Origin of the sequence: Tenacibaculum sp. IB213877 (assembly GCF_034043975.1) — a bacterium.
Taxonomy (GTDB): Bacteria; Bacteroidota; Bacteroidia; order Flavobacteriales; family Flavobacteriaceae; genus Polaribacter.
The window spans coordinates 351,815-365,330 of record NZ_JAXCHH010000004.1; the positions used below are offsets into that span (position 1 = coordinate 351,815).

At 32.6% G+C, this 13,516-nt stretch carries 7 protein-coding genes; 2 read left to right on the plus strand and 5 right to left on the minus strand.

Translation table 11 applies throughout. The annotated features are described in order from the left end of the window. Positions 1-366 precede the first annotated feature (366 nt). Both SLH33_RS05040 and SLH33_RS05045 read left to right on the plus strand, forming a co-directional pair. Positions 367-3,813, plus strand: coding sequence for a methylmalonyl-CoA mutase family protein (locus SLH33_RS05040; RefSeq protein ID WP_320417977.1), 3,447 nt, complete (start codon positions 367-369; stop codon positions 3,811-3,813). A gap of 356 nt (positions 3,814-4,169) precedes the next feature. Next, positions 4,170-5,831, plus strand: a complete 1,662-nt coding sequence (locus SLH33_RS05045; RefSeq protein ID WP_320417978.1) for a reverse transcriptase domain-containing protein — start codon at positions 4,170-4,172, stop codon at positions 5,829-5,831. Between the two features lie 185 nt (positions 5,832-6,016). On the opposite strand, the gene recQ is transcribed toward SLH33_RS05045, so the two are convergent. The 5 genes from recQ to trpA all read right to left on the minus strand — a co-directional run bounded on the left by recQ (position 6,017) and on the right by trpA (position 13,509). Further along, positions 6,017-8,128 (minus strand): DNA helicase RecQ, encoded by a 2,112-nt coding sequence (recQ, locus tag SLH33_RS05050; RefSeq protein WP_320417979.1) that lies wholly within the window; start codon positions 8,126-8,128, stop codon positions 6,017-6,019. 73 nt (positions 8,129-8,201) lie between these two features. Further along, positions 8,202-11,381, minus strand: coding sequence for a S41 family peptidase (locus SLH33_RS05055; protein WP_320417980.1), 3,180 nt, complete (start codon positions 11,379-11,381; stop codon positions 8,202-8,204). Between the two features lie 74 nt (positions 11,382-11,455). Beyond that, positions 11,456-12,010 (minus strand): TlpA disulfide reductase family protein, encoded by a 555-nt coding sequence (locus SLH33_RS05060; protein ID WP_320417981.1) that lies wholly within the window; start codon positions 12,008-12,010, stop codon positions 11,456-11,458. 19 nt (positions 12,011-12,029) lie between these two features. After that, a complete protein-coding gene (locus SLH33_RS05065; RefSeq protein ID WP_320417982.1) occupies positions 12,030-12,686 on the minus strand; it encodes a porin family protein in 657 nt (218 codons plus the stop codon). A 55-nt stretch (positions 12,687-12,741) separates the two neighbouring features. Further along, the gene (gene trpA, locus SLH33_RS05070; RefSeq protein WP_320417983.1) at positions 12,742-13,509 is read right to left on the minus strand and encodes a tryptophan synthase subunit alpha; all 768 of its coding nucleotides are present in this window, start codon (positions 13,507-13,509) and stop codon (positions 12,742-12,744) included. Positions 13,510-13,516 lie beyond the last annotated feature (7 nt).

Sequence of the window (13,516 nt, forward strand, 5' to 3'; positions counted from 1 at the left end):
GAGAGGATTTGTGGGAGTAACACTTTTCCCTTTTATCTTTTTGAAACAAAAAGATCTAAAAGAAGACACGTGTTTGATCACCCATGAAAAGATCCATTTAAAACAGCAACTAGAACTGTTAGTTGTATTTTTTTACCTGTTTTATCTACTAGAATGGTGTGTGAAATTGATCAAATATAAAAATAAACACATCGCTTACAGAAACATAAGTTTTGAACGCGAAGCCTACCAAAACGAGCACAATCCAACTTATTTAAAAACCAGAAAGCTTTGGGCTTTTTGGAGTTATTTATAATTCTTTAAAATTCGGTCAGTTTTTTAATAAATCCGTAAATTGCGGCTCTTTCAAACAACTCGAATTTACGAATGGAACAAATAACACCCTATAAACCTAAACATAAAGTAAGAATTGTAACCGCTGCATCTCTTTTTGACGGTCATGATGCTTCCATCAATATTATGCGTAGAATTATTCAATCTACCGGATGTGAAGTGATTCATTTAGGCCATGACAGAAGTGTGGAAGAAGTGGTGAATTGTGCAATTCAAGAAGATGCCAATGCTATTGCTATGACCTCATATCAAGGAGGTCACAACGAATATTTTAAGTATATGTACGACTTGTTACAAGAAAAAGGAGCAGGTCATATTAAAATTTTTGGCGGTGGCGGCGGAGTAATTCTTCCGGAAGAGATCAAAGAATTGATGGATTACGGAATTACGCGTATCTACTCTCCAGATGATGGTCGTGAAATGGGATTACAAGGTATGATCAATGATTTGGTTGAAAAGTCTGACTTTGCCATTGGTGATTCATTGAATGGAGAAATCAATCAATTAAAAGAAAAAAATGTAGGAAGTATTGCGCGTTTAATTTCTTCTGCTGAAAATTTCCCGGAAATTGCTAAAGAATCGATGGATATTATCCATGAGAAAAATAAAAATTCTACAACACCCGTTTTAGGAATTACCGGTACTGGTGGTGCAGGAAAATCGAGTTTAGTAGATGAATTAGTTCGTCGTTTTTTAATTGATTTCCCAGAAAAAACCATCGGATTAATTTCTGTAGACCCATCAAAAAGAAAAACAGGTGGTGCTTTATTAGGAGATAGAATCCGTATGAATTCCATTAACAATTCAAGAGTTTATATGCGCTCGTTGGCTACACGTCAATCAAATTTAGCCTTATCAAAATACGTGAATGAAGCGGTTGAAGTGTTGAAAGCAGCTAATTTTGATTTGATCATTTTAGAAACTTCAGGTATTGGTCAGTCTGATACCGAAATCATAGAACATTCAGACACCTCTTTATATGTAATGACTCCTGAATTTGGTGCTGCTACTCAGTTAGAAAAAATCGATATGTTGGATTTTGCTGACTTGGTTGCTATTAACAAATTTGATAAAAGAGGAGCTTTAGATGCATTGCGCGATGTAAAAAAACAATACATGCGTAATAATAATTTGTGGGATGTTCATACGGATGATATGCCTGTGTTTGGTACGATTGCTTCGCAATTTAACGATCCAGGAATGAACTCATTGTACAAAGCAATCATGGACAAATTGGTTGAAAAGACAGGAGCTGATTTACAATCGTCTTTTGAAATCACCAAAGAAATGTCTGAAAAGATCTTTGTAATTCCACCAGCAAGAACACGTTATTTATCAGAAATTTCAGAAAACAACAGAGCGTATGACAAGACTGTTGATGAGCAAGAAAAAGTAGCTCAAAAATTATATGGTATTTATCAAACGATTCTTTCTGTCGCTTCGACTACTCTCAGCGACCAAGAATTATTGACCAAATCAGGGTTAAATCAGGATGAGATTCTGTCTCTCGACTCCTCTCGAGATAACAAGGAGTTTTTAAAATTATTATTCGATCAGTTTGATAAGGTAAAACTAAATCTTGATCCGCATAACTGGGAGGTTATTTTAAACTGGCAAGAAAAAGTTGCCAAGTATAAAAACCCAATTTATTCATTCAAGGTTCGAGATAAAGAAATAAAAATTGAAACACATACTGAGTCGTTATCACATACGCAAATTCCGAAAGTAGCTTTACCAAAATACAAAGCTTGGGGAGATTTATTGCGTTGGAATTTACAAGAAAATGTTCCTGGTGAATTCCCTTATACTTCTGGTTTATATCCTTTCAAAAGAACTGGAGAAGACCCTACACGTATGTTTGCCGGTGAAGGTGGGCCAGAACGTACCAACCGTCGTTTTCACTACGTAAGTTTGGGCATGCCTGCAAAGCGTCTTTCGACAGCATTTGATAGTGTGACGCTTTATGGTAACGATCCAGGTCACAGACCAGACATCTACGGAAAAATTGGTAATGCCGGTGTTTCCATCTGTTGTTTAGACGATGCTAAAAAATTATATTCTGGTTTCGATTTAAGTCATGCAATGACATCGGTTTCTATGACCATTAATGGTCCAGCGCCTATGTTATTAGGATTCTTCATGAATGCTGCTATTGATCAAAATTGTGAGAAATACATTAAAGAACACGGTTTAGAAGACAAAGTTGAAGCGAAATTAAAAGAATTATACGACGATAAAGGTGTTGAACGCCCTCGTTACAACGGAGATTTACCAGAAGGAAACGACGGGTTAGGTTTATTACTTTTAGGTGTTACCGGAGATCAAATTTTACCTGCGAATGTATATGCAGAAATTAAAGCAAATACCTTAGCTCAGGTTCGTGGTACAGTTCAAGCAGATATTTTAAAAGAAGATCAGGCTCAAAACACGTGTATTTTCTCTACGGAATTTGCCTTACGTTTAATGGGTGATGTTCAAGAATATTTTATTGAAAAGAATGTGCGTAACTTCTATTCGGTGTCTATTTCTGGATATCATATTGCCGAAGCAGGTGCAAATCCAATTACGCAATTGGCATTGACATTAGCTAACGGATTTACCTATGTTGAGTACTACTTATCAAGAGGAATGGATATTAATAAGTTTGGTCCAAACTTATCCTTCTTCTTCTCAAACGGAATTGATCCTGAATATGCAGTAATTGGTCGTGTAGCTCGTAAAATTTGGTCAAAAGCTTTAAAACTTAAATACGGAGCTAACTCACGTGCGCAAATGTTGAAATATCATATCCAAACTTCTGGACGTTCGTTACACGCTCAGGAAATTGACTTCAACGATATCAGAACAACGCTACAAGCATTATATGCAATTTACGATAACTGTAACTCGTTACACACCAATGCATATGATGAAGCGATTACAACTCCTACTGAAGAATCGGTACGTAGAGCCATGGCAATTCAATTGATTATCAATAAAGAATTAGGGTTAGCAAAGAATGAAAATCCAATTCAAGGTTCATTTATTATTGAAGAGTTAACCGATTTAGTTGAAGAAGCGGTATTAGCTGAATTTGATCGAATTACAGAACGCGGAGGCGTTTTAGGAGCGATGGAAACGATGTATCAACGTTCAAAAATTCAAGAAGAAAGTTTATACTATGAAACCTTAAAACATACTGGTGAATTCCCAATTATTGGAGTAAACACCTTCTTAAGTTCAAAAGGTTCTCCAACGGTACAACCTGCGGAAGTGATTAGAGCTACAGAAGATGAGAAGCAATTCCAAATTAAGACCAAGGAAAGCCTAAATAAAGCCAACAAAGAGAAGGTTACTAAAGAATTAGCCAAAGTACAACAAGCAGCCATTCAAAATGAAAATATTTTTGAAAAGCTAATGGAAGCTACCAAAGTTTGTTCTTTAGGACAAATTACCTCTGCTTTATTTGAAGTTGGTGGTCAGTACAGACGAAACATGTAAAAGGCAATGCCTTTAGATGAATATTTAAAACCTCTCAGAAATTTCTGAGAGGTTTTTTGATAGAGTAAAATTATTTCTTATTTTTATGAAAAATATTGCTCATGGTATTATTGATTTTGCGCGCGTTTCAGCAGCAGTTTTGGAATGGAATTCCTTCTTTTCAAATTAACTTGTTTTTAAATAATTATTCCTACAATACAAGAAATATTTAAATTATTTATATAAGTTATAACAACATTTTATTTATAACATCTTAATATTTTATTCAAGAATGTAGCTAAAGTAGAATAACCATGAGCTCTATTTCTCCTATCAGATTTATAGAAATTAAGAATAAAAAAGATTTAGCTAGTTTTTTGAGTATTTCAATTCAAAAGCTTGACTACAATGCATATAGTATTGATAATAAATATCGCGAATTCACCATAGACAAAAAAAACGGCAATCCTAGAAAGATATTAGCACCAATACCTTCACTTAAAGCTATTCAAAAAAAAATAGCTAAAGAGTTACAGGAAAATTATACAGTAAAAAAACATGTTCACAGCTATGTTAAAGGTAAAGGAATTAGAACTAATGCTACCCCGCACAAAAAACAAAGATTTGTAATAAATTTAGATTTAAGTGATTTCTTTCAATCCATAAATTTTGGTCGTGTAAGAGGTATGTTTAAATCTCATCCTTTTAGTTTTAATGATGAAGTATCTAGTATTTTAGCTCAGTTATGTTGCCACAACAATGAATTACCTCAAGGCAGCCCGTCTTCACCTATAATTTCTAACTTGATAACCAGAAAACTAGACAATCAGCTAAAACTTTTTGCTAAAAAAAACAAAAGTTTTTATAGTCGTTATTCTGATGATATCACATTTTCAACTAACCTAAAAAAAGTACCTTCTAAAATTGGAATAGAAAAAGATGAAACTTTCTATTTAAGCGAGACTCTATTAGAAATAATAAATAGTAATGGATTCAAAGTAAACAAATCGAAAACAACTTTAAGAAAACACTTCCAAAATCAATATGTAACTGGATTAACTGTTAACAAAAGAGTAAATGTTAAAAAAGGCTTCTTAAAACAAGTCAGAGCTATGTTACACTCCTGGGAAATAAGAGGTTTAGAACTAGCCACAATTAATCACTTTAAAAAGAATCCTAAAAAAAAATTTAGCTCCCGGTTGTTTATAAATATTATTGAGGGAAAATTATTATTTATATCTGATATTAGAGGAAAAGAAGATTTATTATTTAAATCGCTGCTAAATAAATTCAATTCATTAAACCCTAACCATAATTTTAAAAATTATACTGAAAATTATTCAAAAGGAAAAGTAAAAGTATTAACGGAAGGTAATACTGATTGGATGCATTTAACTGCTGCCATCAATTCTCTTTCAGTAATAAATGATACCTATAGACACTTAAGCACAAAAATTGAATTTATTAAATATGAAGCTACCGTTGGGGATACTAAGTTGAAATCTTACCTAGATGGATATATTTCAACTTCTACAAAAAATACAAACCCAATAATAGCAATTTTTGATTCAGATAATATAAAAGCCCTTAAAAATATTGTTCCGAAAGAAGGAAAAAGATATAAAAATTTTAATAATAAAGTTTTTACTTTCTATCTTCCAAAACCTTCACATAGAAAAACTAACCAAAACTGTATTGAACATTTTTACAAAGATGAAGACTTAACTATAACAGATTCTTTTGGAAGGAGAATTTTTTTAAGTGATGAGTTTTCAAACGAGAGTGGTACATTAATTAAAGATCCAAAGATAACTTGCTACGAAAACACCAACAAATTAAAAAGTAAAGAAATAGTTATTACTGATAAAGTTAGATCTCAAAATGAGGATAGTCTGGCTCTTTCTAAAAAAGACTTCGCTAAATATATTTATAATAAAGAAGAAAGATATAAACGTGTTAATTTTAATAGTTTCAAATTAATATTCGACATAATTTATTCTATTATATCTGAAATTGAAAACGAAAATATACAAAGTTAGTTATTAAGCCACCCCTCACCTTTCAAATTAACTTACTTAAGTCAAAAACTAAACCTTTATATGTAAAAATTTTAAATAACGATTTTTATAGAACACCAATTCTATCTCATTCGAGTATTATCATAAAAATTTGCACCATATTTTTTTTAAAAGAACTCCCGAGCAATAACTCGTCAGGTTTTTGTTTATCCTTTCTTCTGTAAAATAGTCAATCCTATTCTAATCTGTTCATACGGAACTTTTTCACCTAAAAACTCAAAATACGGTTTTAATGCTGTTTCATTTTTCAACACTTTTTTTGCATTTCTAACCAAATTCAAAATATCTGCGGAGATAAATTCATCTAAACTCACATCTTTTCCTTCTAAATATAATTTTGACAAATGCGAAAAGATCGTTTGAGGTTTCAGTCCTCTTTTATCAGCAATTTCATCAATCGTAAAACCTTCTTTGTATAAATTAAAAGTTTCTAACGTGGTATCTTTTTTACCTTTCTTTTTCTCACTAAGAAAGGTTTTAATCTCTTCCATAAACTCTCCTCCATACACTTCTAATTTTCGTTGCCCTACTCCACTTATGGCTAAAAACTCCTCATCTGTTTGCGGACGCTCGTTTTCAATTTCTCTCAACGTTGCATCATTAAAAACTAAATAAGCAGCAATATCTTCCTCCTGGGCAATTCTATAACGTAATTTTCGCAAACGTTCAAATAAGGTATCTTTAACAATCTTCTTTTTTGTTTTTGACTTAACCTCAGTTTCTTTTTTAATTTTTTCAATTTCAACAGGAGTGGTTAAAAATACTTTTTCACCATTAAACAGTATTTTATTGGAGAATTCTGTAAGCTGTAAAGCATTGTGTAAATGAAAAGCTATTTGACAAAATCCTTGATTTATTAATTGAACAATATAATGTTGCCAATCTCTCCATGAAATATCTTTTCCTACTCCGTAAGTTTTTATTTGCTGATATCCTTTCTCTAAAATCGTTGCATTTTGTGCTCCTCTCAACACATCTATTACAGTTCCCATGGCTTCTTTACCTTCTAATCTATAGATAGCAGACAATGCTTTTTGTGCAATTACAGTACCATCAAAAAACTTTGGCGGATTTTTACATACATCGCAATTCCCACAATTTTCTTCGATTAGCTCTCCGAAATAGCTTAACAAAATTTTACGTCTACAAACAGTAGCTTCCGCAAACTGTTTCATTCTGTCTAACTTGGCTTCCTGAACGTCTTTATTTGTAGTATTTGCAATAAATTGACGCAACTGAATAACATCTGAATAACTATGAAAAAGCAATGCTTCTGCCTCTAGACCATCTCTACCAGAACGCCCAATTTCTTGATAATATCCCTCAATATTTTTGGGCATATTATAATGAATTACCCAACGTACGTTTGATTTATCTATTCCCATTCCGAAGGCAATAGTTGCGCAAATTACATCTACATCATCTTTAATAAAATCCTCTTGAGTTTTAGAACGTTCTTCAAAAGACAAACCAGCATGATACGATTTCGCATTAATATTGTTGTCTTTTAACTTTTCAGCAAGTTGCTCTGTTGTTTTTCTACTTAAACAATAAATAATTCCCGCCTCTTTCGGTTTCTTTTTAATAAAACGAATAATTTGCTTTATACGATCATTCGCAGGTCTTACTTCTAAAGCTATATTTTCACGATTAAAAGAACTTATATATTTTGTAGCATTAGCAATTGCTAATTGCTGTAATATATCTTCTTGTGTTGCCTTATCTGCTGTTGCTGTTAACGCTACAATGGGTGTTTCTGGTAATGATTTTTTTAAAAAAGCGAGTTGTTTATATGAGGGACGAAAATCATGCCCCCATGCAGAAATACAATGCGCTTCATCAACCGCAATACAACTAATATAATTTTGATTTAATATATGCTGAAGTAAAGACAAACTCTCTGGTGCTACGTAAAGTAATCTTACTGTTTTATCAGCTACTCCGTCGAACACTTTTTGATGCTCTTCGGGGGTTTGACTACTATTAAAATACGCTGCTGAAATTCCGTTGGCTTTTAAGCTATCTACCTGATCTTTCATTAATGCGATTAACGGAGAAATAACCAAAGTAATTCCTTCAAAAAAAAGTGCCGGTAATTGATAACAGATCGATTTACCTCCACCTGTTGGCATAATTACCAACGTATCTTTTTTGGCTAAAATATTTTCAATAATTTCTTGTTGTTGTAGCCTAAAACTATCATAACCGAAATTTGTTTTTAACTTAGAAAGTAAATCTTTTTCTTGAATCTGCATCATACGGCAAAAGTAGAAATAAAAAAAGCGTAGAATTTACATTCTACGCTTCAATTTTATAATTTCTAATTTTTATTTATTTAATCTCTTGCAACAATACCTCAACGGCTTTTTTTAGTTGAGCATCTTCTCCTCTATCTTTCCATCCTGGTTTGTTTTCAACTAAATAATCTGGAACTGCCGGAGCTTCATTTTCCATATTTTTACCCGATTTTTTTACATACCAAGCTCTAAAAGGCATACGAATATATCCGTTTTGTAAGCGTCTACCTCCTGTTGAAATTACCGCTCCAAAGGTAGGTTGACCAACCAATTTACCTAACTCCAAACTTTTAAAGGCATGTGAAAAGATCTCTGCATTTGAATAACTGTTTTCATTACACAATGCTACCACAGGTTTTGTATTTACCGATAAAATGGCACGTTCATTAAACGGATAATTACCTGTAAATTGTTTATTATTTTTTAACGATTTTGTGGCTCCTCTCGGAATGGTATACGCATGCTGATCTACATTCAACACTGCCATTAATCGGTCGGTAGTCCAACCACCTCCGTTGTAACGCACATCAATAACAATACCTTTTTTACCATATCCACTAGCTTTTAATTCGCGTTCAAATCGCTCAAAACTTGGCATATTCATTCCTTGAATGTGAATATATCCTAATTGTCCGTTAGAAAATTCATCAACCAATTTTTTACGAGAATTTACCCATTCATCATATTGTAAGTTTCTCAAACTTTTTTGTGTTCTTAACACTACTTCTTTACCCGATTGTAAGGTTAACAACACTTCATCACCTTCGGTATTTTTAAATAAACTGAAAAAGTTTGTGTCTTTTTTAATCGGAGTACCGTTTACTGAGGTAATTACATCACCAACATTTAATTTGCTTCTTGACTTATCTGCAGGTGAATTTGGCAACACATAATTGATTTTTGCTCCGTTGTTAGTATTGGTAACTTCTAATCCTATCAATCCTATTTTTTCATTGGTTGTTTTACCCGGATTATTAGATGGTCTGTAACCCATGTGACTCGCATTTAACTGACCCAACAACAAGTTGAACATATATGTAAAATCTTGATGCGTACTCGCATTCAATGCCCAAGGCTTATATTTTTCTATCAACTTTTTCCAGTTGTATCCATGGAATTCCGGATCATAAAAACCAGCCGACAAAGCTCTAATTCCTTCTTCAAAAATTTGCTCACGCTCTTTTTGAACATTCTTGGTATAGGTTGCCGAATGTGGTAATCCTGTAATTTTATCAGACTTTGTATTTAATTCTTTTAAACCACCTTTAGCTAGGAAATATATTTTTCCGTTTTGCAAAGAAACTCCTCTTGCTCCATCAGTTCCTTTAACTGCTTTTGGCTTTGAACCATCCCATTTAATTTTGAATAAACTTCTTTTTTTAGTTGATGGATCTGTAGCTGAATAATAGATAAAATCATTGTCTTTACTAAACGCTAAACTGTACTCATCATCTTGTAACGAAGTTACCTGTACTAATCGATCGTAAATTTTATCCTCATCAATCTTTACAACAACTTTTTTCTTCTTTGGCTTTTTATCTTTCTTATCCTTGTCTTCCTCTTTGTCTTTCTTTTCTTCTTTTTGGTAATAATCACCTTCTTCATGGTCGGCTTTTGACTTTTCCCAATCTTCTTTTTGCAACCAAAGCATCCAAACATCATAGTTAATTCCGCTTCTATTTGATAAAAATGCTAACTTTTTTCCATCTTCGCTCCAAACAGGACTCATATCACTTCTTGGATGCATACTGATGTTCATTTTTTTATTTTTATCTTCTACAGATTGAATGAAAATCTCGCTGTCAAAATTCAAATCTTCTTGAGAATAAGCAATCCATTTACTGTCCGGACTCCAAGAAACATCTTCAGCAGCTGCCCAAGAATCAGAAAAAACTTGCTCATTTTTTAATTTCCCTTCGTCAATATCAGCAATCATCAATTTCCCTCTTCCAACTTGATATGCTATTTTTTTATTATCCGGAGAAATGATAAATAAATCAACATCTTCTTTCTCATTAGTTAACTTAGTAATTTTAGTTTTTAAGGTTCTGTGTAAGCCAACCTTATTATCTGCAGAAGTTACGCTGTATAACTGAAATTTTCCGTCTCTGTCAGATAAGAACACAACTGTTTTATCATTGATCCAACCCGGATTTTTATCCCTAAAGAAATCTTTACTTACATTGTTTGAACGCTTTTTCTCTTTGTCATTTTCTTTTACAAAGATTTCTCCGTTCACTGCAAATGCAACATTCTTTCCGTTAGGTGAAATAGCAAATTCGCTAATTCCGTTACTTACCGTTTTTGTTTCTTCTAAATTGAAACGATTATCTGAAGCCAAATTAAAATCTAGTTTTTTTGTTGACCCATTTTCTAATTTGTAAGTATCTATTCCAGCAGTATAAATTATTGTTCCGTTATTGCTTACCGAAAACTCAAGAACACCATCCTCTCTTTGATTAGTTAATTTTTGAGCTGTTCCGGAAGCTGTTCCGTTGTCAGAAATTGCTTGCTTATAAATATTGTATCGACCACTTTTAGCACCAATGTAGTACAGATTGTTTTGAGCATCCCAAACTGGAGAATGGTCATTTTTATTGCTAGTTGTTATTTGATAATATTGTTTGGTTTGCGTGTTATAGATCCAAACATCACGTTGCGCAGACCCCGAATAATCTTCACGCGCAGTTCTACACGCTCCTTTTACATAAGCAATAAATTTACCATTTGGAGAAACCGATGCCATAGAACCATAAGCTGTAAGTAATCGCTCAGGTGTTCCGCCATTTTCATTTACCGAATAAATCTGTGCATCCCACTCTGGTCCTGCTAATACTCTTTTAGTTGAAAAAATAACATTTCCGTTTGCATCCCAACTTGTTGGTGTATTAGCCGTTGGATAATAGGTTAATTGCTTTGGTAAACCTCCATCTTCCGAAGTAATAAAAACATTTGTATTTTTTTTTCTATTAGATGAAAACGCTAAAGTTTTATTATCATTCTTCCAAACCGGATCACTTTCATAAGCCTCATGAATAGTTAATCTTTTGGTTTGTTGTGTATTGAAATTATACGTCCAAATATCTCCATCATAGCTAAACGCCATTTGAGAAGCATCCGGACTAATAGCTGGTTTACGAATAAGTGTGTTTTGAGAAACCGCAACACCAACAATACAAAGTGTTGCAACTGTAAGGAGCTTTTTTAAATGCATTTCGTTTGATTTTACTAACAAACGAAGTTAACTCTTTAAAGAAAGTTGCTAAATTTTTTAAGATTTTTTAACACTTACTCACTCAACATTCCATCAATCGATTTTCTAAAGCTTTCGCTATTCCAATCGGCTGAACCTGTTTTTTGAACTCTGATATTTCCTTTTTTATCGATGATAAAGGTTGTGGGAATTGAACTTACAGAAGGCAATCCTTTTGGATACCTTGCTGATGATTGATATGTTGGAAAATCATAGTTGTTTTTCTGAAAGAAGGCCTCAACTTCTTCCCAATTTTCATTGGTTACAAATACAAAAGCCACGTTGTCTTTGTAATCTTTATAAAGTTCCTGAATAAAAGGAAACTCTGCAATACAAGGTGGACACCAAGTAGCCCAAAAATTTAAGAAAACTACTTTATTTTCAAACTGTGAAAAGTTGACACTTTCGGTATTTAAACCATACAAAGGCCAATTATAATCGGTTATTTTTTGACTTTTCTCTACCGATGAAACTGATGGTGAAAAGGATACTTGACGAATAAACCAAACTCTTGTAGGTTTGTATAACATTAACGCTACAACTAAAACAAAAATCAGATTAGACCAAGTGAGGTGTTTTTTGAGGTTCATTTGATTTTATAAAGCATTTCTACAGATTAAAACTCCAACTAACAGTTAAATTTAAAGAATTAGTTTTTACCTCATTAAAATCATTGTATAAATTACTATTGATATCAATTAATCCATAATTATCTCTCAACTCAATAATCAAATCATTTTTATCATCTAGTGAAATTATTTTCCCTATTCCGAATGAAATACCAAAATCTGTTTTTTTGAATTTAGAAGATTCATCAGCATAAACATTTCCTTGTGTATGGCTTTTTGCATTCAGTAAATAGCTTAGAAAAGGACCTCCATTTAAAAAGAAAGTATTAGAGCTTCCAAATTTAAAATTTATCAACATTGGAACAGTTAAAAAATTTTGATTTGTCTTTACTTTTAAATTTGTATTTGGAAACCAAGGATCATCTTGATTACTAGCCACTGTAACATCATAGCTTGTCTTTTTAACTTCGTAGTTAATATCTGTAATTATTGAAATATTCTCATTTATAATATACTCAAATTTAGCTCCTACTAAATAAGCAAAATCTGAATCTGTTTTACGAAATATATTATCACTCTCTCTTAATGAAGAATAGTTTACTCCAGCATTTACTCCTAATTTTACTTTTTCTTGAGCAATTATAAAATTTGTAAAGATTAACCCTGTTAGAATTAATAGTATCTTTATTCTTTCCATAGTCTTTTTAAAATTTAAGACCACGAAAGTGCATAAAAATTACAAAAGAAACAAACTAACTTTTTACTGAGTTCACAAACTTTTCAATCTCTCCAACTCCACCATTCTCTAACACTTTAATAAAAGCTGACCCAATAATAGCTCCGTTAGCGTATTGACAAGCAGTGGCAAAAGTTTTATAGTCTGAAATACCAAAGCCAACAATCAATTTGCTTTGTAAGTTCATGTTTTTAATTCGCTCAAAATAGTCAATTTGCTGCTGAGAAATTTCTCCTTTTGCCCCTGTAATAGATGAAGAAGCCACCACATAAATAAAAGCTTTGGTTAAACTATCAATTTTACGAATGCGTTCTTCGGATGTATGTGGAGTTATCAAAAACACGTTGGTTATTCCGTAGTTATTGAATAATTGTTGATAGTGATTTTCATATTCAACCATAGGTAAATCAGGAATGATAACCGTATCAATTCCGCAATCTTTTACTTGCTGACAGAATTTATCTTCGCCATATTTTATAATCTGATTCACATAACCCATCAATACCAAAGGCGTTCTGTTTGCTTCCTTTATTGATTGCAATTGCTGAAAAACCACATCGAGATTCATTCCGTTTTGTAACGCTACCGAACTACTATGTTGAATGGTTGGTCCGTCTGCCAACGGGTCAGAATATGGTAAACCTACCTCAATAAAATCTACTCCGCTTTTGTTTAATTCTGAAATAATAGCGGTGGTGTCTTCCAATTTTGGAAAACCTGCTGTAAAAAATATAGATAATAGATTTTTATCTTTTTGCTGAAATAATTGTTGAATTGAGTTCATTTTAAAT

Bases quoted from the DNA above. Each gene is read 5' to 3' on its own strand.
- SLH33_RS05060 (WP_320417981.1), bottom strand. From the start codon at position 12,010: ATGAACCTCAAAAAACACCTCACTTGGTCTAATCTGATTTTTGTTTTA.
- trpA (WP_320417983.1), bottom strand. From the start codon at position 13,509: ATGAACTCAATTCAACAATTATTTCAGCAAAAAGATAAAAATCTATTA.
- SLH33_RS05055 (WP_320417980.1), bottom strand. From the start codon at position 11,381: ATGCATTTAAAAAAGCTCCTTACAGTTGCAACACTTTGTATTGTTGGT.
- SLH33_RS05065 (WP_320417982.1), bottom strand. From the start codon at position 12,686: ATGGAAAGAATAAAGATACTATTAATTCTAACAGGGTTAATCTTTACA.
- SLH33_RS05040 (WP_320417977.1), top strand. From the start codon at position 367: ATGGAACAAATAACACCCTATAAACCTAAACATAAAGTAAGAATTGTA.
- recQ (WP_320417979.1), bottom strand. From the start codon at position 8,128: ATGATGCAGATTCAAGAAAAAGATTTACTTTCTAAGTTAAAAACAAAT.